Origin of the sequence: Brevibacillus panacihumi, assembly GCF_003710985.1 — a bacterium.
GTDB lineage: Bacteria > Bacillota > Bacilli > Brevibacillales > Brevibacillaceae > Brevibacillus > Brevibacillus panacihumi.
Window position 1 is genome coordinate 1 of sequence record NZ_RHHT01000033.1, and the last position, 22,862, is coordinate 22,862.

The following is a 22,862-nucleotide window of genomic DNA, read 5'->3' on the forward strand; positions in this document are numbered from 1 at the left end:
GTTGATGTTACGGTCCGCTGATTTGCTCGCTCCCTTACGGGATACTTTGTCACAGGGCTTCAACCTTAGGATCTCTCCACCAGTTGCCTGTCAGCTACGAGGCGACTTGGCTCTTACCTCGGTTGGACTTTCACCAACTAGCAATTAACGGCTTGCTGGGCGCGCTGGCCGCTAAAGGCGTGTTCCGTCTTTTCCGTTGCGCCTGGGTCAAGATCCCAAATACCTTCGCTTATCTCCACTTTTTCCTCGACTAGCTTTCTCCTGATATTCAAGCTTTTTTTTCGTTTCTCATGGAGATGCTGATGTCCCATTCTGTAGTTTCAATATTGATACAAACACCCAATTTGCAGAGCTCTGATGAATGAAATGATTCATTCCAACTAATCGTAAATTTGAAATCGCATTACGACTGATACTGCCGCCATAACCCCAGGCTACGCTCTTCCTCTTCTCCCTTTTCCTAAACACATAAACATGGATGATCCCAATAGCAGAAGCGGCCCCAGTCTTTTGACTGCTGGGACCGCTCCCCTGTTTTTTTATCTACAAGATCGGTTTTTTTGCCGGAACGCCTGCTTTTCTAGGGTAGTTCTTTGGCGTGCTGTCTACTTTCTCGATGATGACGATATTGCGCTCGCCTGCATCCTCCAACAGCTGGAAGGTTTCTACCTTTCTCGTCTTTCCGCCGAGGGTTTTAATGGCCTTTTTCGCTTCATTCAGCTCCGGCGTAATCTCTGCGCCTTTCAGCGCGATGAAATGACCGCCCACCTTGGCAAACGGCAAGCAAAACTCAGAAAGCAGATTGAGGCGCGCTACAGCGCGGGCCACGACCACTTGAAAAGCTTCTCGATACGCTGGCTCCTGACCGCGATCCTCCGCACGGCCATGGACCGGGTATACATGCTCCAAGCCGAGTTCGTCAGCTACATGCTGCAAAAATCCCATCCGTTTGTTCAGCGAGTCGATAATCGTCATCTTTAGATGAGGAAAGCATATTTTCAGCGGAATGCTCGGAAAGCCTGCTCCTCCCCCGATATCGACAGCGGATTCGACCTGATCAAACGGAAAGTAAAAGGCAGGAGTGATGGAATCGAAAAAATGCTTGTTGTAGACCTGTCCTTCCTCCGTAATGCCGGTCAGGTTCATCTTTTCATTCCATTCCACTAGCAAGCGAAAATACTGGTCAAACTGCTCCAACTGCTTGGCGGAAAGCTCGATTCCTTTCTCAAGCAGCGCCTGGGCAAATTCTTCTCTCTTCATCTCGTACGCTCCTTAATCAGCGGCCCCTACTCGATTGTACTGCTCCAAATAGATCATCAGTACGGAAATATCTGCAGGATTCACCCCGGAGATACGCGCTGCTTGCCCGATATTCAAAGGACGGATGCGGCTCATATTGTCACGCGATTCTTTCGCCATCCCCGTGATTTTGTGGTAATCGATATCCTCGGGTATACGCCGCTCCTCCATTTTTTTCATTCGTTCCACCTGTTGGAGCGATTTGCGAATATAGCCGTCGTACTTGATTTGAATTTCTACCTGCTCCATGACTTCCTCAGGAAGCTCGATGGGAGGTGGGGCCATTTTGATGATGTGGTGATAGTTCAGCTCAGGTCGACGCAGCAACTGCGCCAACTCAATCACTTCTGTAAGCTCAGGCGATCCTGCCTCCCGCAATACCTCCTGCACATGCGGCAAATCGGGACGTACACGAGTATTGAGGACACGCTCCTTTTCCTGCTCAATCAATTCCCGCTTTTTAAGGAAGCGTTGGTAGCGCTCTTCGCTGATCAATCCGATCTCATACCCGATATCCGTCAGACGCAGATCCGCGTTATCGTGGCGCAACAGCAAGCGGTATTCAGCACGGGATGTGAGCAGACGATAAGGCTCGTAGGTGCCTTTGGTTACCAGATCGTCAATTAACACGCCAATATAGGCCTGTTCCCGTCCCAAAATAACAGGTGGTTTGTCCTGTACCTTTCTGGCAGCATTGATTCCGGCCATCAGACCTTGAGCCGCCGCTTCCTCGTACCCGGACGTACCGTTGATTTGGCCCGCTGTAAAGAGTCCTGGAAGCTTTTTGGTTTCCAGAGATGGCCACAGCTGTGTAGGATCTACCGCATCGTACTCGATGGCATAGCCCGGACGCATCATTTTTACCTGCTCCATCCCCGCCAGGGAACGAAGCATCGAAAGCTGCACCTCTTCCGGCATACTTGTAGACAGCCCTTGCACGTACATCTCTTCTGTGTTTCTTCCTTCCGGCTCCAGGAAAATCTGGTGGCGAGGCTTGTCATTAAAACGGACAACCTTGTCTTCAATCGATGGGCAGTAACGTGCTCCCGCTCCTTCGATCGTTCCGGAATACATCGGCGCACGGTGCAGATTGCTGTTGATCAGACCATGCGTCTCTTCGTTGGTGTACGTCAGCCAGCAAGGCAGTTGATCGGTGATAAATTCAGTCGTTTCATAGGAAAAAGCACGCGGAACATCATCGCCCGGCTGAATTTCCATTTTGCTGAAATCTACGCTGTGCTTGTGAACCCGCGGTGGCGTCCCGGTCTTGAAACGCTTCAATTCAAAGCCCAGCTCTTTGAGATGATAAGCAAGTCGAATCGATGGACGCATGTTGTTCGGACCGCTCTCATACTGCAAATCGCCCAAAATGATTTTTCCACGCAGATACGTACCGGTGGTCAGCACGACGGCTTTCGCACGGTAGATCGCGCCTGTCTGTGTCAAGACACCCTCACACACTCCGTCGTTGACGACCAGTTCTTCGACCATCGCCTGACGCAACAGCAGGTTGGGTGTATTTTCGATCGTTTTTTTCATTTCATGCTGATAGGCAATTTTATCTGCCTGCGCACGCAGGGCATGGACAGCAGGTCCTTTCCCTGTGTTCAGCATCCGCATCTGGATGTGGGTTTTGTCCGTATTGCGCGCCATCTCGCCGCCCAATGCGTCTACCTCCCGCACGACGTGTCCTTTGGCAGGACCCCCTACCGAAGGATTGCAAGGCATAAAAGCGACTGCATCCAGGTTGATGGTCAAAAGCAAGGTATTGCATCCCATCCGCGCTGACGCCAAAGCCGCTTCACAACCAGCATGCCCTGCCCCAATCACAATAACGTCATACGAGCCGGCTTCATAGGTTGGTGCATCACTCATAGTAAATCCTCCTTATTTCCTTGCCTACTTGCCCAAACAGAATTGGGAAAAGATCTGGTCGATGAGATCTTCGCCGACGCTTTCTCCGATTACTTCTCCCAGCAGCTCCCACGCCTTTTTAATATCAATCTGAATCATATCCACCGGCATGAGCTGGTCGATTCCAGCCAATGCATCGTCTATCGCCCGTTCTGCTTGACGCAGCAGATGAATGTGCCGAGCATTGCTCACATAGGTCAAATCGTCCTGCTGCACACGTCCAGCGAAGAAAATATCCGCGATCGCCTTCTCCAGCAATTCAATCCCCTGCTCCATTTTAGCCGATGTCATGATCAATGGTTGATCCGGAAAATGCCGCTTGACCTCTTCCAGGTCAATTTTTTGAGGCAGATCGAATTTATTGACGATGACAATCACCGAAAAGCCCTTCGCTGTCTCAAAAATGGCGTAATCATCGGGACTGAGCGGTTCATTGTAGTTGACGACAAGCAAGACCAGATCAGCCTTTTGCAAAAGCTGTCTGGATTTCTCTACTCCGATTTTCTCTACGACGTCCTCTGTCTCGCGGATCCCGGCTGTATCGATCAAGCGCAATGGGACTCCGCGCACATTGACGTATTCTTCAATCACGTCGCGAGTGGTCCCCGCCACATCCGTGACGATCGCCTTCTCCTCCTGCACCAGACTGTTCAGCAGCGATGATTTTCCTACATTAGGTCTTCCTATAATAGCAGTAGACAAGCCTTCCCGCAGAATTTTTCCCTGTTTGGCGGTCTGCAGCAGCCTGCCTACTTCCTCTCTTACCTCCAAGCATTTTTCACGCAAGAAATTCTGGGTAAATTCCTCTACGTCATGCTCGGGATAATCCAACGTTACCTCTATATGTGCCATCGCTTCAATCAAATTTTGGCGTAAATTGCGAATGAGTCGGGATAATTTCCCCTCCACCTGATGCAAGGCTACCTTCATGGCCCGATCCGTCTTTGCCCGGATCAAATCAATTACCGCCTCTGCCTGTGACAGGTCTACACGTCCATTTAAAAAAGCGCGCTTGGTAAATTCGCCGGGTTCTGCCAATCTTGCCCCGTGCTCCAGAATCAGTTCCAGAACGCGCTCGACAGAGACAATCCCGCCATGGCAGTTGACCTCTACGACATCCTCCCGCGTAAACGTCCGCGGTGCCTTCATTACCGATACGAGCACTTCTTCTACCAGATCCCCTGTCTGCGGATCCACCAAATGGCCGTAATGAATCGTATGCGTATCCACAGTGGACAATTTTCGCTTTCCTTTATAGATATTATCCACAACCTCGATCGCCTCGGGACCGCTTACCCGGATCACGGCAATGCCGCCCTCACCCATCGGTGTAGCCACTGCCGCTATCGTATCGAATTTCATGATTGTTCACCTCAAGCTTTCCCTTCACGCGAATAGCCACTAACTTATTAGCTTAACAGATCCCGATTAAAAATACCAAACGAAAACTGCACCCAAGACCCTTCCGGCACCTGGCCAATTTGAAAAAGCAACCTTTTCTGAAGGTTGCCTTCTTGTTTTTGTTATCCACAGTATGAGCGTTTTTTGTCTCGACCAACCCTCGCTCCTTTTTATCCACAGTGGACAATATTGCAGCGATGCGCAAACACTAATTCAAGAGCAAAAAAAAGGAGCCTAACGAGAGGCTCCTTTTGCGGCAATGACAATATAACGGTTGGGTTCTTCTCCCTCGCTGAACGTCACAACATCCGAGCGCTTCTGCAAAAAGGCGTGAATCACCTTGCGCTCTGCTGCTGACATCGGCTCCAAACGAATGTTCTGTCTGGTCGAGAGAGCCTTTTTGGCGACCCGGTCGGCCAGCTGCTCCAGTGTTTCCTTGCGGCGCAGCCGGTAATTTTCAGCGTCCAACGTGATGCGCACATGCTTGTCCGCATGACGGTTTGCTACGACATTTACGAGATACTGTAGGGAGTCTAGCGTTTGTCCCCTGCGGCCAATGATGATCCCCAGATTGGTCCCCTGGATGTCAAAAAGCATGCCTTCTTCGTTGGGACGGGATTCCACCCGAGCATCTACCTTCATATTGGTTAACACATCTTGAAGAAAGTTACGTCCCTCTACAACCGGGTCAAAGTGAAATTCAACCTCCACTTTGGCATCCTTCGCTCCGATCAGGCCGAACAGTCCCCTGCTTGGCTCCTCCAGCACTCGAATGCTTGCCTTTTCCCGAGGCACACCCAATTCCAACAAAGCTTTCTGCACAGCATCGTCTATCGTCTTAGCCGTAGCAACCACCTTTTTCACTTGGAGGCTCCCCCCTTAGGAGTTGGCTTAGGATTCTTATCGCCTTTATCCCGGTACAAGAAATACGTTTGGACGATGGTAAACAGGTTTCCGTACACCCAGTACAACGACAGCGCGGACGGCAAGGTAACCCCAATCGCCAAGATCATCAACGGCATCATGATGATCATCATCTGCATTTGCGGATTGCCTTGTGTCGCTTGTCCCATCATCTTGGACTGCAGATACGTCGTAATGGCAGCGATAATCGGCAAGATGTAGTACGGGTCCTTCGCTCCCAGCTCCATCCACAGGAACGTTTGCGTGTTGATTTCATGCGTTCGGATGATCGCATGATAGAACGCGATCAGGATCGGCATTTGCACTAGAAGTGGCAGACACCCGGCAAGCGGATTGACGCCCTCTCTCTGGAAAATAGCCATGGTTTCCATTTGTGCCTTTTGCGGATCATTTTTGTACTTCTCACGGATTTTTTGCATTTCCGGTTGAAGCTCTTGCATTTTCTTGGAACTCTTGATTTGCTTGACCATCAAAGGCAGAACGATCAAACGGATGATTACCGTCGCAACCAAAATCCCCAAACCGTAATTGTTGCCCAGGATCAGGGCGCTTTCTTTGATCAACCATGACAAGGGATACACCAGATACTTGTCCCAGATCCCGGTTGCGTCTGGCCCGATTGGCTCTGCGGTAGCCGGGTTACACCCCGACAAAACCAGAACCAGCAAAGTCAGCAAAATCATGCTGAGGGTACGTCTACTCAAGGGATGAACCTCCTTTTCCCCGCTTCAATAAATGATGTGATGATTCGCGTTTTTCGGGTACCGGATCAATTCCTCCCGGGTGAAACGGATGGCATTTTAAAATGCGGCGTACAGCCAGCCATCCCCCTTTGAACGCGCCAAAACGTCGTACTGCTTCGATCGCATAATGGGAGCAGGTCGGAGCAAATCGGCATGTAGGCGGTTTCAACGGAGAAATGAATTTCTGGTATCCCCGAATCAGCCACACCAGTAATGTAGACATTGCTGTTCAACCTCTTTTTCCATTATGTATGGGGCCTTGCTTGATCACTTTGGCTCGCTTCATGACATGCAAAAGCGACTGCTCAATTGACTCAAGCGACATCGACTCTACTCCCGGTCGAGCGATGATCACCAGATCCACTCCCTTTGGAATGGCATCCTCCAATCGAGCCACCGCTTCGCGAATGAGCCGCTTGACCCTGTTGCGGATAACGGCGTTGCCGATTTTTTTGCTTACAGAAATTCCGGCGCGGAATGCAGCTTGTCCCTCCTGCCTGGCAGAATATAAGACAAATTGCTTGTTGGCTGCCGAAGTTCCTCTTTGAAACACTGCCTGAAAGTGCTCATTCTTTCTTAGCCGATGCGAACGATGCAAGGTAAACAACCCCTAACATCACAATTATAGTAGAAAAAGCAAACAGCATCTACCAGTATATCCTTCTTTCGACCACTTTTTTACCTGATAGCCGCCTATTTAACGGAAAAAATAAAGATAGAAACAAAAAAGGCCACTGAAAGCGTGGCCTAAGCGGAAAGAACTTTTCTACCTTTACGACGACGAGCCGCCAAAATCTTACGGCCGTTTTTCGTACTCATGCGTGCGCGGAACCCGTGGTCCTTTTTGCGCTTACGATTATTAGGATTAAAAGATGGTTTCATTACAGTATACACCTCCGTCCTAGGCAGACATTCTTTCGAATTATAAAAAGATATGGCTGAAAAGTCAAGTCAGACCTGGGTTTGCCTGCCACGGTAAATATCCCCACTCCGTTATTTCCCGAGCCTGTGGATATCATTTTATCCACATCACAAAATTTCGACAAGATTATCTACAGCTTGTACACAAAATCTAGTTGTGTGAATATGTCCCTCATACCAGTAGTTGTGTTTGTGGATAAGTCTGAAAAAACCATTGCTGACATGCCTTTTATCTGTTATTATATTTTTGTTTTGGAGCGTGAATAACTCCATCTAGATGAACGGGTTTTCCACAGCTTGTGGATAAGTTTGTGGACAGATTGCACCTGTTGTGGGTCTGTTTACTCACAAGGATGCGGATAATTGTCTGTTTTTTTTCTTTGCTCCGAGTGGAATCCCTATATTTCGACTTTTTTTATCCACAGTAGTGAAAGCGCAACCTGGTGATAAGTTGTACCCGGCAGCGCTATTTACCGTCGTTATCACTATATTTTCCCAATTTGTTTTCAATTGATACTTTTTTATGAAGGAGGGATTCTGGTTGGATGCAGCGATTAGCGAGCTATGGCGCAAGGTCTTGGCCAAGATAGAGAAATCGCTAAGCAAACCCAGTTTTGATACCTGGCTCAAGGCAACCAAGGCGACTACTTTGGAAGAAGATGCCCTAATTGTCGTGGCACCGAATGACTTTGCCAGGGATTGGCTCGAAACCAGGTACTCTCAACTGATCACCGATACACTATATGAAGTGACAGGGGTTAATATGAAGGTGAAATTCGTAGTCTTGCAAAATCCGGACTCCGCATTAGCCGACGAACAGCCCCCTGCCCGCGTCAAGACTTCTGCACCGCCACAAGCCGCGGATGATCAGCCGCCCAGCATTCTAAATCCCAAGTACACGTTTGACACGTTCGTCATTGGCTCTGGCAACCGTTTTGCTCACGCTGCGTCTCTCGCAGTCGCTGAAGCACCTGCCAAAGCGTACAATCCCCTTTTTATTTACGGGGGTGTGGGATTGGGCAAGACACACCTGATGCACGCCATCGGACATTACGTGATTCAGCACAACCCTTCGGCGAAAGTGGTTTATTTGTCATCTGAAAAATTTACAAACGAATTCATCAACTCGATCCGGGACAACAAGGCCGTCGAATTCCGCAACAAGTACCGCAGTGTCGATGTCTTGCTGATAGACGACATCCAGTTCCTCGCTGGCAAAGAATCTACCCAGGAAGAGTTCTTTCATACCTTCAACGCCTTGCATGAAGAAAGCAAGCAGATCATCATTTCCTCCGATCGGCCTCCCAAGGAGATTCCGACGCTGGAAGATCGCCTGCGCTCCCGCTTTGAATGGGGCTTGATCACCGATATTCAACCCCCGGATCTGGAAACGCGGATCGCCATTCTGCGGAAGAAGGCAAAAGCGGAGAACCTGGACATACCCAATGAAGTCATGGCCTATATCGCCAACCAAATCGACAGCAACATCCGCGAGCTGGAAGGTGCACTTATCCGAGTTGTAGCGTATTCATCCTTGATCAATCGCGACATTGATACTCAATTGGCCGCAGAAGCCTTGAAAGACATCATTCCTTCCTCAAGGCCACGGGTGATCACTATCATGGACATCCAGCGGGTCGTAGGAGAAGAATACAGTCTCAAACTGGAGGATTTCAAAGCGAAAAAACGGACCAAAACCGTCGCTTTTCCTCGTCAGATCGCCATGTACTTATCTCGGGAGCTGACAGATGCCTCCCTGCCGAAAATCGGCGATGAGTTTGGCGGCCGGGATCATACCACGGTCATCCACGCACATGAAAAAATTTCGCGTGCCCTGGCTACAGATCCTCAGATGCAGACGACCATCCAGTCGCTCATTGAAAAGTTAAAAGCAAACCATTAACCTGTGAATAACGCAAAAAGCCTATACACAATTTACCCACATGTGTATAGGCTCTCTTTTACGTCATTGATCCACATATCCACAAATCCACAGGCCCTATTACTACTTCTGTTAAAAAAGATTATCCTAATAAGATATGATAAAGGCATCGCTGCTATGCATTCATTCTGAAAAAATAGCGACGATCGAGGGAGGCCACGTTGATGAAAATCACTGTCCAACGCGACAAACTGTCCAATGCCGTGTCGCATGTAAGCAAAGCTGTATCCAGTCGGACTACCATTCCTATTTTGACCGGAATCAAAATAAAAGCCGATGAAGAAGGACTTACACTAACCGCAAGCGACTCAGACGTATCCATCGAGGTGCAAATTCCGTTGGAGGAAGCGGATGAATGGGGCGTAACCGTCCACAAAGCAGGAAATATCGTTCTGCCTGCTCGTATTTTTAGCGAAATTGTGCGCAAACTTCCTAGCAATGAGATCCACATCGAAGCAGATGAGCGTTTGGTTACGACAATTCGTTCCGGACAAGCCGAATTTTCGATCAATGGCATGGACGCCAATGAATATCCGCAATTGCCGCATTTGGAAGAGGAAAAAGTATTCAGCATTCCGGGAGATTTGCTGAAAACCATGATTCGTCAAACCGTATTTGGCGTGTCCACCTCCGAGATGCGTCCGATCCTGACCGGGCTGATGTGGTCTCTCGAACAGGGGAAGCTTCGTTTTGTCGCGACAGACAGTCACCGTTTGGCTAGCCGCACAGCTATGGTAGAATGTCCTGAAGAGCTTTCGTTCCACAATGTTGTCGTTCCGGGCAAAAGCTGCAATGAATTGGTAAAAATTTTGGACGAGGATCAAAGTCCGGCAGATATTGTTGTGACGGATAACCAGATCCTGGTAAAATCAAAGCATATTCTGTTTTATTCCCGGTTGCTGGAGGGAACCTACCCGGATACTACCCGGATCATCCCGCAAGGCAGCAAAACCGAAATTACCGTCAATACCAAGGAATTTTTGCAATCGATCGAGCGCGCTTCCCTGCTCAGCCGCGAAGGAAAGTCCAATGTCGTCAAAATGGTCACACTGCCGGACGGAAACGTGGAAATCACCTCCAACGCGCCTGAGATCGGGAAAGTAACCGACGTCTTGCAGCCAAAAGCGATGGAAGGGGAAGAATTGAAAATCTCCTTCAACGCAAAATACATGATCGATGCCCTGCGCGCCATTGACAGCAGCGAGATCAAGGCCAGCTTTACCGGTCCGATGAGTCCCTTCGTGATTCGTCCTACCGACCATGACTGGATGCTGCACCTGATCCTGCCTGTGCGTACCTATTAGTCGATTTCCACCCAGAAAGGAGCCAAACCATGCGTGAGGTTTCCATCAAGACCGAATACATCGCCTTAGGGCAATTTTTAAAGCTGGCTGAAGTGATTGACACAGGCGGCATGGCGAAGGCTTTTCTTGCCGAGGTTCCCATCAAAGTCAATGGAGAGCTTGAAAACAGGCGCGGCCGCAAGCTGTATCCGGGTGATGAAGTGGCGATCGAAGGCTGTGGCCGCTATCAAGTGGTAAGCCGCTGAGAGGAGAGCGTGACGCTTGTATCTCGAGAATCTTTCGCTGACCCATTATCGCAATTACAAGTCGCTGTCGCTTTCCTTTGACAGCCCGATTCAACTTTTTATTGGAAATAATGCACAAGGCAAGACGAACGTGCTGGAATCCATCTATGTCCTCGCTCTTGCCAAATCACACCGCACCCCGCGGGACAAGGAACTGATTGCGTGGGATGCTGATTATGCCGCAATCCGTAGCGATGTACTTCGTCGCTACGGATCTGTTCGTTTGGAGTTGCAGTTGACAGGGAAGGGAAAGCGGGCCAAAATCAACGGAATGGAACAACAGAAGCTGAGCGAGTACGTAGGCGCCTTGAATGTCGTCATGTTTGCGCCAGAGGATCTGTCCATCGTCAAAGGCTCTCCGGCGCAGCGCAGGCGATTTATCGACATGGAGATCGGACAGGTGTCGCCGACTTATCTGTACTATTTGAGCAATTACAACAAAGTGCTGGCTCAACGCAACCAGCTTTTGAAAGATTTGGCGATGAAAAAAAGCCACTCGCTGGAAATGCTGTCAATTTGGAATACCCAATTGGCGGATTTAGCGGTAAAATTGTTACGAAAGCGTTTTGAGTTCATTCGGAAGCTGGAGTCGTGGGCAAAAGACATCCACACCGGCATTACCGACGGCAGGGAAACGCTCTCTTTGCATTATGAAAATACAACGCCTGTCACGGAAGAACTGGGAGCGGATGCGGCAGTCGAGATGCTGCTTGCTGCATACGATGATTTGCGTGACCGGGAAATCATGCGCGGAAGCACGATGATCGGCCCGCACCGCGATGATTTTTCTCTAAAAGTAAACGGCATGGACGTACAGACATACGGTTCCCAGGGACAGCAACGGACGACCGCACTGTCCATCAAATTAGCCGAGATCGAACTGATCAAGGAAGAAGTAGGCGAATATCCTGTGCTTTTGTTGGACGACGTTTTGTCCGAATTGGATGAGCACAGGCAAACGCTGCTTCTGGAAACGATTCAGGATCGGGTTCAAACGTTTGTAAGCACGACAGGTGTGGAAGGCTTAAAGCATCAGGTTCTCCAGCAAGCCTCTCGTTTTTACGTGAAAGAAGGGACTATCTCAGGGGAAAGGTAGGGGTAGCAGGGATGTTTATACACATTGGTGGAGATACTGTTGTGAGCACGAAGGAAGTCATTTCCATCCTGGATCACCAGACTGTCAAATCCTCAAAGACCAACAAGGGCTTTTTGCAGGATAAGCGGAAGACAGTCGTCGATCACAGTGTGGAAGAGACGAAATCGTATGTAATCACGCAGGATGCCATATACTGTTCACCTATTTCTTCTCTGACGCTGAAGCGACGCGCTCAGTTCGTGGACAGCTTGGATCAGGTGCCCATCGTACAAGCTGAAGTGGAGGAGTTGACGTAAGTAGTGGATCAAGTAACGACGAAAGATACAAACTACGACGCCAGTCAGATTCAGGTGTTGGAAGGGCTGGAAGCGGTACGCAAACGCCCGGGGATGTACATCGGGTCTACCAGCAGCCGTGGCCTGCATCATCTGGTGTGGGAGATCGTGGACAATGCCATCGACGAAGCCTTGGCCGGTTATTGCGACGATATTTTGGTTGTTATTCGCCCTGACAACTCTGTAGCAGTGACGGACAACGGGCGCGGGATTCCTACAGGCATCCATGAAAAGACTGGAAAATCGACCGTTGAGACCGTATTGACGGTGCTGCATGCCGGCGGTAAATTCGGCGGCGGCGGCTATAAAGTCTCCGGCGGTCTTCACGGGGTAGGCAGCTCGGTCGTTAATGCGTTGTCCGAGTGGATGGAAGTCGAAGTCAAGCAAAACGGAAAGGTCTATTTCATGCGTTTCAGCATGGGAGCTCCAGAAGCCGACCTCGCTATCGTGGGCGAGACGGAAGAGACAGGGACAACCGTTACGTTTAAACCAGACCCGACTATTTTTACCGAAACAACCGAATTTGAATACGAGATTTTGCAAAAACGGATTCGCGAGCTTGCTTTCCTCAACAAAGGACTGCGGATTACTCTCAAGGATACGCGTCCTGGACAGGAACGGGAGGAGTCGTTCCACTACGAGGGCGGGATCGTGCAATTCGTGGAGTATTTGAATAAAAACCGCGAAGCCTTGCATGAAGATGTGATTTATTGCGAAGGAGAAAAGGACGGCTTGGTTGTCGAGGTCGCGATTCAGTACAACGACAGCTATGTCAGCAATATTTACTCTTTTGCCAATAACATCAACACGCATGAAGGCGGTACGCATGAGACTGGCTTCAAAACAGCCCTGACTCGTGTCATCAACGACTACAGCCGCAAATTCAACTTCCTGAAGGAAAAGGATCCGAACCTCTCTGGAGATGATGTGCGCGAGGGGATTACGGCGATTATTTCCGTGAAAATCCAGGAGCCGCAATTTGAAGGGCAGACCAAGACCAAGCTTGGGAACTCCGAAGCGCGCAGCATTACGGAATCCGTGTTTGGCGATCGCTTCAACACCTTTATGGAGGAAAATCCGGGTGTAGCGAAAAAGATCGTGGAGAAAGCCTTGATGGCCTCGAGAGCTCGTGAAGCAGCGCGGAAGGCACGGGAGATGACCAGACGCAAAAGCGCGTTGGAAGTGAGCGCGTTGCCGGGTAAGCTGGCGGATTGCTCCTCCAAGGACGCTTCCGAATCCGAACTGTTCATCGTAGAGGGTGACTCTGCGGGTGGTTCGGCCAAGTCTGGACGCGACCGTCATTTTCAGGCAATCCTGCCGTTGCGCGGGAAAGTTCTGAACGTAGAAAAATCGCGCCTGGATAAAATTTTGGCCAACAACGAGATCCGTGCCATTATTACGGCGCTGGGGACAGGTGTAGGCGAAGACTTCGACATTTCCAAAGCGCGCTACCACAAGGTCGTGATCATGACGGATGCGGACGTCGATGGTTCACATATTCGTACTCTACTCTTGACCTTCTTCTACCGCTACATGCGTCAGCTGATCGAAGCGGGGTATATTTACATCGCGCAGCCGCCGCTCTACAGCATCAAGCAGGGCAAGCAGCTGCATTATGCGTATACCGATCAACAGCGTGATCAGATCCTTGCCACATTGAAAACCGTACCGAAACCGAGTATCCAGCGCTATAAAGGTCTCGGCGAGATGAACGCCGACCAGTTGTGGGAAACCACGATGAATCCAGAAGAGCGGACGATGCTTCAGGTCAGCCTGGAGGATGCGATGGAAGCGGATATGGTGTTTGAAACACTGATGGGTGACGAGGTAGAGCCGCGCAGGGAGTTTATTGAGCGGTTTGCTGCCAACGTGCGGGACTTGGATTTTTGATGTGATTTTTCACCAGTAACCGAATTTGTTTGTTAATAAATCGGAAAGCGGTCAGTCTAAGACCTGAAAATAAAGTCTTAGACTGACCGCTGTTTTTTTGAACGAACGAACACGTCAGAGTAGATGGTAAGTTTTAAAAACCACCTCTGGAATGAATAATTTGGCCGGTAATCCATTGAGAATCGTCGCTTGCGAGAAAAGTGATCAGGCGTGCTGCATCTTCAGGAAGACCGATCCGGCCCATTGGGAATCGTGGAAGCAGAGCTTTTTTCACCTCTTCGGACATCCACCCCGAGTCGGTAGGACCGGGATCAACAGCGTTGACTGTTATACAAAGCGGTGCCAGCTCCGCGGCTAGTGATTCGGTAAAAACAGAAATGGCACCTTTAGTCGCGGCATAGGCAAGATTTCCGGGCATGGGGCCTTTGCCCTGACCGGAAGTGAGGTTAATGATTCGTCCACACAATTTGCTATGGGAGGAACGAGTGTTTTTCTCTGCCTCAATCATGCGAGCGAATTCAGCCGATAACATGAATGTACCCCTTATGTTTACAGCACAGTGTGCGTCGATGAGAGCCTCGTTTATTTGTCGAAAATCTGCATCGACGCTATACGCAGCGTTATTAACGAGGATGGTCGGAAACCCAACTACTTTCCGTACTTCTTCCAGTAATAAAGACCCTAAACCTGGTAAGGCAAGGTCCAACTTCATATGCCCAACTTTTATACCCAATTGACGTAGTTCCCAAGCGAAAAGATCAGGCCAGCTTTCATCGGCATCACTTGGATTAACGTTTTTATCGTAGTCATACAGATGTGTAAAGAATATGCTCGCGCCTTCAGCAGCGAATGCACGGCAAATTGCAGCTCCGATTCCACCGGGACGACTTGCCCCCGTGACGATGGCGATTTTTCCTTGCAATCTGGCCATTATAGATATACCTCCGATTATGGGAAAACGAGTACATCGTTCATCGTATGGAGATGGATGAATTCCGCTGCATAATAAAAAGCGGATACATCAAGTATCCGCGCAACGGGTTGATAAAACGGTTGCTCGCATCCCTTGAATGGTTGAAGATCAGCATGATGAATCAGACCATTGGCCAATAACCATGTCCGTGTCATGCGATCAGGTTCGATCAAACCATTACAAGGTAGTCCACATTGGCTAGCGAGTCCCCTTTCCTTCATCTCCAATTGATTCAAATTATAGAATCAATCTAACGTTAGTCAAGACACAGCAGTGGCAAGAGCCCTTTTCCTTTTACACCAAGGTATACATACACCCCACAGCAAAGACCGATACGCAAAAAAGTACAAGAAAGTGATGTGTCGATTTCCTATGGAGGATTGGATGTTCCTAGTCTTGATTGTCCTTGTGGCTGCGTTGTTGCAAACCAGTACCGGTTATGGTTTTTCGATTATCGGCACACCATTTTTATTCTTGCTGTATCCGGCCCATACGGCTATACAAATCAATATCATCTTGTCTCTTTGTATTTCCGTCATCATGATTTACAAGATCAGAAAAGAGATCGATCGCTCCTTGTTGTTCAGACTGATAAAAGGCAGCCTAATCGGGCTGATGGCGGGATTGATGGTGTATTTGTATGTAGATGTGCAGTTGTTAAAAATGGCGGTAGGCAGCCTTATCCTGATTCTAACGGTGCTGCTGATTTTACAGCTAACGATAAAGCAAACAAGGCTTCGAGACTTTTTCACCGGGGGAATCTCAGGCTTGTTAACGACAAGCATCGGGGTGCCGGGTCCTCCTCTGCTGCTTTATTTTGCGGGAGTTGGGACGAAAAAGGAGACATTGCGGAGCACGACGTTGGCCTATTATTTGTTTGTCTATTTGATTAGTTTAGTCCTGCAGATTTCTTTTGACGGTTCCAGCAAAGAGGTCTGGGTATCATCCATGATTGCGCTTCCCCCGCTTCTCGTCGGGATATGGCTCGGACAGCTATTGTTTGCACGGATCAGTCAAAGGGTGTTTAAAATAATCACATACATGATCCTGCTTTTTACTGGATCCTATTTGGTAGTATCCAGTCTTTAGTTGCAAAACCCCCTGACGGATCGTTGTCAGGGGGCTTCTTATGCCATTATTTTTTAGGGGTTCCCGGAGTTATTTTTACAGCGTTTTGGATGGGCACTAATTTTGCAGGCATCAGTTCAGCTTTGACTGTTTTCACTGCTGGAATCAATTTCTGGTAGGTGGTGTCTTCCTGAGCTGCAAATGCAGAGCCCGCCATTGCGGACAATGCCATAGCCATTACTGCCACTGCCATTTTCTTTTTCATAGAAAATTCCTCCTTGGATGTGTATCGCTTTTGCGATGTTTTCGCGCCGTTTTCGTTGACTACTAACGGCTACACGTATACGATACAAGCCCAGCGTGACAGAGATATGACGAGCAAATAAAAAACGCCCGGGCTTTGAAAAGCCGAGCGATCTTTCGTTATTGCATTGGCAATGACAACCGAAATACGGTTCCCTTTTCAGAAGTATGCAGAAGATGCAGCTCACCGCCATTTGCTTTGGCTAGCAAACGACTAAGCGGCAGCCCGAGTCCCAATCCATGCTTTTTCTTCCTTTTGCTGTCCCCGCGATAATACCGCTCAAAAATATAAGGCACTTCTGCTTCTTTGATCCCCTTTCCGTTATCGGCTACATCAATAACGAGGGTGTGATCTTTCAGCGAAGGCTCCAGCTTGATATGCGTCGCACCTGCGGCTACGCTATTCGTCAAAAGATTCATCAGGATCTGTTTCAACTGTCCCCTGTCCCCACGAACTTCAACATGGTCAAGCGGATGAGGCGTTTCTAGCTTGACGCTCTCAAAAAAAGACATGGCCTGCATTTGTTGGGTGACTTCAGTTATCAAATCCGTAACAGGAATCCATTTCTGTTCCCCCTGCACCACACCTGCTTCAAGGGAAGAGAATTCAAGCAAATCCTCTACCATTTTCTGCATGCGCTTGGCTTCCTCTAGTGTTGTCAGCAAAAACTTGTCTGCCTTCTCTCCCGTCACGACCCCTCTTTGAACAGCTTGGACCATACCCCGAATGGAGGTAACAGGCGTCCGCAGCTCGTGGGATACACCCGCCAACAGGTCAGTTCTCAGCTGTTCAAGCTGTTTCAGACGTTCGGTCATCGTATTGAAGGAGGTGACCAGCTGTTTCAGTTCGTCCTCTTTCACATCTGATGGCGAAGGCAAATCGGGTGAGTAGTCGCCTTCTGCAACCTGGATCGCAGCGCCTGCCAACTGACGTAAGGGTCTTGTCAGTTTTCGCGAGAGAAGGTAGATGACCGTCCAGCCCCCAAAAGCGATTCCTGCGATGACGAGAGCAAGGATTTCATAGGTCTCCTTCATTTTCGCCGTGTTATCTGTTGGAGGTGCACTCAGGTACAGCGCTCCCATGACGGTGCCATCTTTCCATAACGGCACACCCACCCGCAACCAGCTAACACCGTTTACCCGAATTTTTTCGCGAATGCTTTTTCCTTCCAACACCAGCTTCTGATTGGAGGATGGCTTCATAATGTCAACTGGTACGGTCGTGTCCGCACTAAATGAGTCAAGGACGGCACCGTCTCTATTAAAAATTTGCATGTAATCACGCTCAATGGGGCGTGCAATCTCCAGCGGTTTCATCGCAATGGTCGGTGTATGGGGGACGGTGGCTATTGCGGGCGAGGTTGGATAAATTTTGATCGCCGTCTCCACGAATTTGATTCGTTGCAGCTGGATCAAATGCTTCGCCCTGACATATGAATCTCCCAACTGTTCGGCTCTCGCCTGCAGCACTTGAAAGCTTTGCTGCTCGGCATTCATTTGCATCCAAAACCCAGCGAGCAGCCCGAGCACGACAAGCGTACCGAGAAGAATCAGGGCGTAGCGCCACGTCCAAAAACGCAGCATCGGGATTGCTTTTTCAAGCTGGGGGTTATTTGACATGCAGTATGTACCCCGTTCCACGGATGGTTTGGATTTCTCCCTCACTCGTTGGCCATTCCTGTAAGCTTTGACGGATTCGTTTGATCGAGGCATCTACAGCACGATCTCCGCCAGCGTAATCGATCCCCCAAACCTGGTCGAGCAGTTGTAAGCGGGAAAAACACTGATTCGGATGTCTCACCAAGAAAGCGAGCAAGCTCCAATCACGCGGGGTCAATACGATCTGCCGGTCATAAAGAGCCACAGTACGGGCAGTATAATCAACAATCAAGCGTCCTAATCGAACTACTTCGCTATCTTCCAGATAAGCGGAACGGCGCAATACAGCCTGTACACGAGCCACTACTTCATCCGGATCAAACGGTTTGGAGATGTAGTCATCCGCTCCTCGCTGCAATCCTTCCAGGCGGTCTGGCACACTTCCGCGGGCAGTCAGAATGATAACGGGACAGCTGCCGTATTTGCGGATCTGCTGAAGGATGTCCAGTCCATCATTATCAGGCAACATTAAATCCAGAAGCACTAAATCCGGCCTACATCTTAAAAATACGTCCAGTACATTGCCTTCGCCAGCGTCCCAGGTAACAGCAAATTCTGCCTGTTCCAAATACGCTTGAAGCATTTCGGCAATAGGTGTTTCATCCTCAATCAAGAGTATTTGTTTCACTATGTAACAACCTTTCTCTCCCGTTCTCTGATCCCAAAAGCTATCATACTAAAAGGATCTGCAAGAATTGCTGCCAAAGATTCCATGATACGAGAAATCAGCCAAGGATCTATTCTAAAGTATCAATGTGACCGAACAATGACAGGATGAAAAGCTGTTGCCGGGTAATGGCTCACGTGTTCCTCTTACAGGAAATCGAGCATCATTCCGCCGAGCACACCGGTCAGGACGACTGACCAAGGAGGCATTTTCCATACGTGCAGCAATACAAACAGCAGGATAGCCAAAATGAAATCGGCTGGTTTCAGAATGGCTGACGTCCATACAGGATCATACAGCGCTGCCAGCAGGATTCCTACCACTGCTGCATTTACTCCTGCCAGGGCAGCTTGAAGGTTTTTGCTTTTCCGCAGTTGGTTCCAGAATGGGAGTGAACCGACCACGAGAAGAAATGCCGGCAAAAAGATGGCGATCGTGGCTAGAATGGCACCGGGAATTCCCCCTGCCAACGCGCCGAGATAACTCGCAAAGGTAAACAAGGGCCCAGGAACAGCTTGGGCGGCCCCATAACCTGCAAGGAAATCCTCTGGACGGACCCAGCCGGCCGCTACAATTTCGTGTTCCAGAAGCGGGAGGACGACATGTCCGCCTCCAAAGACCAGGGAGCCTGCCCGGTAAAAGCTGTCTGCAAGACCCAGCCATTCCGACTCACCCGACTGTCTGAGCAAAGGAAGGATGAACAGCAGCGCGAAAAAGCACAGCAGACAAACTACAGCCAAGGAACGGCTGATCGGAATGTGTACATCCGGCACCGAATCTATTGGTTTTTTCCTGAATAGGTAGATGCCGACAAGTCCGGATACGAGTATCAAAAGTACTTGACTGTATGAGGTCTGCCAAGACAAGGCGACAGCTGCAGTCAGTACGGCGATGGTGATGCGCTCCCGATCGGGTGTGAGTTTTTGCCCCATTCCCCAGATGGCATGAGCGACGATGGCTACTGCTACAATTTTTAAACCGTGAATCCACCCCGTATCAGAGAAACCGTAGGATTGCAACAGAAAGGCAAACACGACCAAGGCGATAACAGATGGTAGGGTGAAGCCGAGCCAAGCGACGAATCCGCCCCACAACCCGGCGCGAATAATGCCAATCCCGATGCCGACCTGACTGCTAGCCGGACCGGGAAGAAATTGACAGAGCGCGACCAGTTCAGCGTAGCTTTTTTCATCAAGCCATTTTCGCCGACGGATGTATTCATGATGGAAATAACCAAGATGGGCAACGGGACCACCAAAGGAAGTAAGCCCCAGCTTAATGGAAACACCTAATACCTCTGCAAGTGCAGCCCATTTCCCTATGTTGGATGTTGAAGAGGAATGAGGTTCATTCATTTGGTCGTTTGCTCCTTAAAAAGTGTATTGTTTAGGAGGGATGTACTCCTCTCCAGAATGATTCAAGGCCTTCGAAAAAAGCTCCTGTGGGCGAAAGAAGAATTTACAAATAAAAAAATGAGAATTTCTATTGCAATGAATTAATATATGTGCTAGATTGAAAGTCCAAGAGGTTACGGGCCTATAGCTCAGTTGGTTAGAGCGCACGCCTGATAAGCGTGAGGTCGGCTGTTCGAGTCAGCCTAGGCCCACCATATAGCTTTTCATCGATGGGATCTCCGAAAGGGAAATCGGAAGTACCCGCGATGCGCAAGTGTCCCTTTTTGGGTTCTTGGGGCTGTAGCTCAGTTGGGAGAGCGCCTGCCTTGCAAGCAGGAGGTCATCGGTTCGATCCCGTTCAGCTCCACCATGATACATAAAATTGTTCCTTGGTAGCTCAGTCGGTAGAGCAATCGGCTGTTAACCGATCGGTCGGCGGTTCGAGTCCGTCCCAAGGAGCCATTTCAAGGCCCGTTGGTGAAGCGGTTTAACACAGCAGCCTTTCACGCTGTCATACAGGGGTTCGAATCCCCTACGGGTCACCATATTACCCCACTAGCTGTTGGGGGGGCCTCGCAAAGTACTCGGAATATGTTTCAGAGCATAAACGTCACTTTGTGGGGATGCGGAGGCTTAGCTCAGCTGGGAGAGCATCTGCCTTACAAGCAGAGGGTCGGCGGTTCGATCCCGTCAGCCTCCACCATCTATCTGGAGCTGTGGTGAAGTTGGAGTTCACGCCGGTCTGTCACACCGGAGGTCGCGGGTTCGAGTCCCGTCAGCTCCGCCATTCTTTTTAAATGGCGATGAAAAAAGTGAATTGGCTCGGTAGCTCAGTCGGTAGAGCAGAGGACTGAAAATCCTCGTGTCGGCGGTTCGATTCCGTCCCGAGCCACCATTATTGAATAGCTTGAATGCGCCGGTGTAGCTCAATTGGTAGAGCACCTGACTTGTAATCAGGGGGTTGTGGGTTCGATTCCTATCGCCGGCACCATTTTTTCGGGGAGATAGCGAAGTGGCTAAACGCGGCAGACTGTAAATCTGCTCCCTCTGGGTTCGGCGGTTCGAATCCGTCTCTCCCCACCAGTAATAATCATCGTCTGTTGGGGTATAGCCAAGCGGTAAGGCAACGGACTTTGACTCCGTCATTCCTAGGTTCAAATCCTAGTACCCCAGCCATTTGCATGAGCCATTAGCTCAGTTGGTAGAGCATCTGACTTTTAATCAGAGGGTCGAAGGTTCGAGTCCTTCATGGCTCACCAGTTTTTACCCAAAGGAAAATGCGGTCGTGGCGGAATTGGCAGACGCGCTAGATTCAGGTTCTAGTGGTGGCAACACCGTGGAGGTTCAAGTCCTCTCGACCGCACCAAAACACCCCAAAAAGTGAAGTATGCCTAAATACTATTCGGGGACCCCACAGCACAATAATCAATATGCGGATGTAGCTCAATTGGTAGAGCGTCGCCTTGCCAAGGCGAAGGTCGCGGGTTCGAGACCCGTCGTCCGCTCCATATCATCATGTGCCCTTAGCTCAGCTGGATAGAGCGTTTGACTACGAATCAAAAGGTCGGGAGTTCGAATCTCTCAGGGCACGCTTCTTCACCCCAAAAAGGGAAGAAAAGCGTTGTAGCGTATTCCGAGTACTTTTCGGGGACCCCACAACAAAAATAAATGAATCGGGAAGTAGCTCAGCTTGGTAGAGTACTTGGCTTGGGACCAAGGGGTCGCAGGTTCGAATCCTGTCTTCCCGACCATTTGATAATCACATATGCCGGTATGGCGGAATTGGCAGACGCGCGCGACTCAAAATCGTGAGGGAAACCGTGGGGGTTCAAGTCCCTCTACCGGCACCATATTTTCTTGCGGGTGTAGTTCAATGGTAGAACCCCAGCCTTCCAAGCTGGTCGCGTGGGTTCGATTCCCATCACCCGCTCCATTTTTTGCGGAGGGATACCGAAGTGGTCATAACGGGGCGGTCTTGAAAACCGTTAGGCGGCAACGTCACGGGGGTTCGAATCCCTCTCCCTCCGCCATTCATGCCTTTTTTATTTGTGGCGGCGTAGCTCAGCTGGCTAGAGCGTTCGGTTCATACCCGAAAGGTCGGGGGTTCGAGCCCCTCCACCGCTACCATAGGGGCATAGTTTAACGGTAGAACGAAGGTCTCCAAAACCTTTGGTGTGGGTTCGATTCCTACTGCCCCTGCCAAAAATGGTTTGCTCAAGGATTATGTATCTTCATTATGGCGGTCGTGGCGAAGGGGTTAACGCACCGGATTGTGGCTCCGGCATTCGTGGGTTCGAGTCCCATCGATCGCCCCATATTTTTTTGTCTATATGTCTCAGTAGCTCAGTTGGATAGAGCAACCGCCTTCTAAGCGGTCGGTCGGGAGTTCGAATCTCTCCTGAGACGTTGATTTGCGGTCGTGGTGGAATTGGCAGACACACCATCTTGAGGGGGTGGCGGGGCGACCCGTGCGAGTTCGAGTCTCGCCGACCGCACCATTTTTTAATGAGATTTAAAAATACCTCTTGATTTTCACTGAAATGCATGTTATATTAGAATTCTGCTTCGGAAAAACTTCCGGGTAGCTAAAAAGAAATTCAGTGAAGTTGAAAAAACTGATTGACTTCTTCTGATGAACATGTTATGATGTAATTCCGCGTTACTAAAACGCGAAAATGCTCTTTGAAAACTGAACAGCGAAAGCGTTGATGAGTCTATCATTAAATTGATTTGCCAGCTTTGAAC

20 protein-coding genes and 23 tRNA genes are annotated in these 22,862 nt (G+C 49.5%); 30 read left to right on the plus strand and 13 right to left on the minus strand.

Annotated features, from left to right (window positions below):
* Nucleotides 1-543 precede the first annotated feature (543 nt).
* The 8 genes from rsmG to rpmH all read right to left on the minus strand — a co-directional run bounded on the left by rsmG (nucleotide 544) and on the right by rpmH (nucleotide 7,163).
* Nucleotides 544-1,260: a 16S rRNA (guanine(527)-N(7))-methyltransferase RsmG gene (gene rsmG / locus EDM58_RS16545; RefSeq protein ID WP_122914317.1), complete on the minus strand. Its 717-nt coding sequence runs from the start codon at nucleotides 1,258-1,260 to the stop codon at nucleotides 544-546.
* Nucleotides 1,261-1,272: 12 nt separating this feature from the next.
* On the minus strand, nucleotides 1,273-3,174 hold the full coding sequence (mnmG, locus tag EDM58_RS16550) for a tRNA uridine-5-carboxymethylaminomethyl(34) synthesis enzyme MnmG (RefSeq protein ID WP_122914318.1): 1,902 nt from the start codon (nucleotides 3,172-3,174) through the stop codon (nucleotides 1,273-1,275).
* 24 nt (nucleotides 3,175-3,198) lie between these two features.
* Nucleotides 3,199-4,575, minus strand: a complete 1,377-nt coding sequence (mnmE, locus tag EDM58_RS16555; RefSeq protein WP_122914319.1) for a tRNA uridine-5-carboxymethylaminomethyl(34) synthesis GTPase MnmE — start codon at nucleotides 4,573-4,575, stop codon at nucleotides 3,199-3,201.
* A 273-nt stretch (nucleotides 4,576-4,848) separates the two neighbouring features.
* Nucleotides 4,849-5,478, minus strand: a complete 630-nt coding sequence (jag, locus tag EDM58_RS16560) for an RNA-binding cell elongation regulator Jag/EloR (protein WP_122914320.1) — start codon at nucleotides 5,476-5,478, stop codon at nucleotides 4,849-4,851.
* Complete coding sequence (gene yidC / locus EDM58_RS16565) at nucleotides 5,475-6,242, minus strand: membrane protein insertase YidC (RefSeq protein WP_023559029.1); 768 nt, start codon at nucleotides 6,240-6,242, stop codon at nucleotides 5,475-5,477. Before yidC ends, jag begins: the two co-directional genes overlap by 4 nt.
* Nucleotides 6,235-6,504, minus strand: a complete 270-nt coding sequence (gene yidD, locus EDM58_RS16570) for a membrane protein insertion efficiency factor YidD (RefSeq protein ID WP_122914321.1) — start codon at nucleotides 6,502-6,504, stop codon at nucleotides 6,235-6,237. The genes yidC and yidD overlap by 8 nt, the downstream gene beginning before the upstream one ends.
* 6 nt (nucleotides 6,505-6,510) lie before the next feature.
* Complete coding sequence (gene rnpA / locus EDM58_RS16575) at nucleotides 6,511-6,879, minus strand: ribonuclease P protein component (protein ID WP_122914322.1); 369 nt, start codon at nucleotides 6,877-6,879, stop codon at nucleotides 6,511-6,513.
* A gap of 149 nt (nucleotides 6,880-7,028) precedes the next feature.
* Nucleotides 7,029-7,163, minus strand: a complete 135-nt coding sequence (gene rpmH / locus EDM58_RS16580) for a 50S ribosomal protein L34 (protein WP_122914323.1) — start codon at nucleotides 7,161-7,163, stop codon at nucleotides 7,029-7,031.
* Between the two features lie 562 nt (nucleotides 7,164-7,725).
* On the opposite strand from rpmH, the gene dnaA reads away from it, so the two are divergent.
* The 6 genes from dnaA (at nucleotide 7,726) to gyrB (ending at nucleotide 14,053) form a co-directional block, all read left to right on the plus strand.
* On the plus strand, nucleotides 7,726-9,105 hold the full coding sequence (dnaA, locus tag EDM58_RS16585; RefSeq protein ID WP_122914324.1) for a chromosomal replication initiator protein DnaA: 1,380 nt from the start codon (nucleotides 7,726-7,728) through the stop codon (nucleotides 9,103-9,105).
* Between the two features lie 203 nt (nucleotides 9,106-9,308).
* Nucleotides 9,309-10,448 (plus strand): DNA polymerase III subunit beta, encoded by a 1,140-nt coding sequence (gene dnaN / locus EDM58_RS16590; protein ID WP_122914325.1) that lies wholly within the window; start codon nucleotides 9,309-9,311, stop codon nucleotides 10,446-10,448.
* 29 nt (nucleotides 10,449-10,477) lie between these two features.
* A complete protein-coding gene (yaaA, locus tag EDM58_RS16595) occupies nucleotides 10,478-10,693 on the plus strand; it encodes a S4 domain-containing protein YaaA (protein ID WP_122914326.1) in 216 nt (71 codons plus the stop codon).
* A 16-nt stretch (nucleotides 10,694-10,709) separates the two neighbouring features.
* On the plus strand, nucleotides 10,710-11,828 hold the full coding sequence (gene recF, locus EDM58_RS16600) for a DNA replication/repair protein RecF (protein ID WP_122914327.1): 1,119 nt from the start codon (nucleotides 10,710-10,712) through the stop codon (nucleotides 11,826-11,828).
* Between the two features lie 11 nt (nucleotides 11,829-11,839).
* Entirely contained in the window at nucleotides 11,840-12,124 is a 285-nt protein-coding gene (remB, locus tag EDM58_RS16605; protein WP_122914328.1) for an extracellular matrix regulator RemB, read from the plus strand.
* A 3-nt stretch (nucleotides 12,125-12,127) separates the two neighbouring features.
* Nucleotides 12,128-14,053, plus strand: a complete 1,926-nt coding sequence (gene gyrB / locus EDM58_RS16610; protein WP_122914329.1) for a DNA topoisomerase (ATP-hydrolyzing) subunit B — start codon at nucleotides 12,128-12,130, stop codon at nucleotides 14,051-14,053.
* A gap of 133 nt (nucleotides 14,054-14,186) precedes the next feature.
* Here the strand turns inward: gyrB and EDM58_RS16615 are convergent, their stop codons facing one another.
* Nucleotides 14,187-14,984 carry an SDR family oxidoreductase gene (locus tag EDM58_RS16615; RefSeq protein WP_122914330.1) on the minus strand — a complete coding sequence of 266 codons (798 nt, stop codon included), beginning with the start codon at nucleotides 14,982-14,984 and terminating at the stop codon, nucleotides 14,187-14,189.
* A 414-nt stretch (nucleotides 14,985-15,398) separates the two neighbouring features.
* Here EDM58_RS16615 and EDM58_RS16620 point away from each other — a divergent pair, with 414 nt between their 5' ends.
* Nucleotides 15,399-16,115 carry a sulfite exporter TauE/SafE family protein gene (locus EDM58_RS16620; RefSeq protein ID WP_122914331.1) on the plus strand — a complete coding sequence of 239 codons (717 nt, stop codon included), beginning with the start codon at nucleotides 15,399-15,401 and terminating at the stop codon, nucleotides 16,113-16,115.
* A gap of 46 nt (nucleotides 16,116-16,161) precedes the next feature.
* On the opposite strand, the gene EDM58_RS16625 is transcribed toward EDM58_RS16620, so the two are convergent.
* From EDM58_RS16625 to EDM58_RS16640, 4 genes are all read right to left on the minus strand, one after another.
* A complete protein-coding gene (locus tag EDM58_RS16625) occupies nucleotides 16,162-16,359 on the minus strand; it encodes a hypothetical protein (protein ID WP_122914332.1) in 198 nt (65 codons plus the stop codon).
* Between the two features lie 158 nt (nucleotides 16,360-16,517).
* Complete coding sequence (locus EDM58_RS16630) at nucleotides 16,518-18,017, minus strand: sensor histidine kinase (protein ID WP_246000805.1); 1,500 nt, start codon at nucleotides 18,015-18,017, stop codon at nucleotides 16,518-16,520.
* Nucleotides 18,007-18,684, minus strand: a complete 678-nt coding sequence (locus EDM58_RS16635; RefSeq protein WP_122914333.1) for a response regulator transcription factor — start codon at nucleotides 18,682-18,684, stop codon at nucleotides 18,007-18,009. The genes EDM58_RS16630 and EDM58_RS16635 overlap by 11 nt, the downstream gene beginning before the upstream one ends.
* A gap of 185 nt (nucleotides 18,685-18,869) precedes the next feature.
* Complete coding sequence (locus EDM58_RS16640) at nucleotides 18,870-20,078, minus strand: chromate transporter (protein WP_122914334.1); 1,209 nt, start codon at nucleotides 20,076-20,078, stop codon at nucleotides 18,870-18,872.
* Between the two features lie 177 nt (nucleotides 20,079-20,255).
* Between EDM58_RS16640 and EDM58_RS16645 the strand changes: the two genes are divergently transcribed.
* The 23 genes from EDM58_RS16645 to EDM58_RS16755 all read left to right on the plus strand — a co-directional run bounded on the left by EDM58_RS16645 (nucleotide 20,256) and on the right by EDM58_RS16755 (nucleotide 22,615).
* Nucleotides 20,256-20,332, plus strand: a tRNA-Ile gene (locus EDM58_RS16645).
* A 79-nt stretch (nucleotides 20,333-20,411) separates the two neighbouring features.
* Nucleotides 20,412-20,487: transfer RNA gene (locus tag EDM58_RS16650), tRNA-Ala, on the plus strand.
* Nucleotides 20,488-20,503: 16 nt separating this feature from the next.
* Nucleotides 20,504-20,579, plus strand: a tRNA-Asn gene (locus EDM58_RS16655).
* A 6-nt stretch (nucleotides 20,580-20,585) separates the two neighbouring features.
* A tRNA-Glu gene (locus tag EDM58_RS16660) sits at nucleotides 20,586-20,662 on the plus strand.
* 82 nt (nucleotides 20,663-20,744) lie between these two features.
* Nucleotides 20,745-20,820 (plus strand) — tRNA-Val (locus EDM58_RS16665).
* Between the two features lie 7 nt (nucleotides 20,821-20,827).
* A tRNA-Asp gene (locus EDM58_RS16670) sits at nucleotides 20,828-20,904 on the plus strand.
* Nucleotides 20,905-20,936: 32 nt separating this feature from the next.
* Nucleotides 20,937-21,012 (plus strand) — tRNA-Phe (locus EDM58_RS16675).
* A gap of 20 nt (nucleotides 21,013-21,032) precedes the next feature.
* Nucleotides 21,033-21,108: transfer RNA gene (locus tag EDM58_RS16680), tRNA-Thr, on the plus strand.
* Nucleotides 21,109-21,115: 7 nt separating this feature from the next.
* Nucleotides 21,116-21,200 (plus strand) — tRNA-Tyr (locus EDM58_RS16685).
* An 18-nt stretch (nucleotides 21,201-21,218) separates the two neighbouring features.
* A tRNA-Gln gene (locus tag EDM58_RS16690) sits at nucleotides 21,219-21,293 on the plus strand.
* 7 nt (nucleotides 21,294-21,300) lie between these two features.
* Nucleotides 21,301-21,376: transfer RNA gene (locus tag EDM58_RS16695), tRNA-Lys, on the plus strand.
* Nucleotides 21,377-21,396: 20 nt separating this feature from the next.
* A tRNA-Leu gene (locus EDM58_RS16700) sits at nucleotides 21,397-21,483 on the plus strand.
* Between the two features lie 66 nt (nucleotides 21,484-21,549).
* Nucleotides 21,550-21,625, plus strand: a tRNA-Gly gene (locus EDM58_RS16705).
* Between the two features lie 9 nt (nucleotides 21,626-21,634).
* A tRNA-Arg gene (locus EDM58_RS16710) sits at nucleotides 21,635-21,708 on the plus strand.
* Between the two features lie 83 nt (nucleotides 21,709-21,791).
* A tRNA-Pro gene (locus EDM58_RS16715) sits at nucleotides 21,792-21,868 on the plus strand.
* A gap of 16 nt (nucleotides 21,869-21,884) precedes the next feature.
* A tRNA-Leu gene (locus EDM58_RS16720) sits at nucleotides 21,885-21,967 on the plus strand.
* A 9-nt stretch (nucleotides 21,968-21,976) separates the two neighbouring features.
* Nucleotides 21,977-22,050 (plus strand) — tRNA-Gly (locus tag EDM58_RS16725).
* 8 nt (nucleotides 22,051-22,058) lie between these two features.
* Nucleotides 22,059-22,147 (plus strand) — tRNA-Ser (locus EDM58_RS16730).
* A 20-nt stretch (nucleotides 22,148-22,167) separates the two neighbouring features.
* Nucleotides 22,168-22,244, plus strand: a tRNA-Met gene (locus EDM58_RS16735).
* Between the two features lies 1 nt (nucleotide 22,245).
* Nucleotides 22,246-22,319: transfer RNA gene (locus tag EDM58_RS16740), tRNA-Trp, on the plus strand.
* A gap of 37 nt (nucleotides 22,320-22,356) precedes the next feature.
* Nucleotides 22,357-22,432, plus strand: a tRNA-His gene (locus EDM58_RS16745).
* 17 nt (nucleotides 22,433-22,449) lie between these two features.
* Nucleotides 22,450-22,523, plus strand: a tRNA-Arg gene (locus EDM58_RS16750).
* A 7-nt stretch (nucleotides 22,524-22,530) separates the two neighbouring features.
* A tRNA-Leu gene (locus EDM58_RS16755) sits at nucleotides 22,531-22,615 on the plus strand.
* Nucleotides 22,616-22,862: the final 247 nt, after the last annotated feature.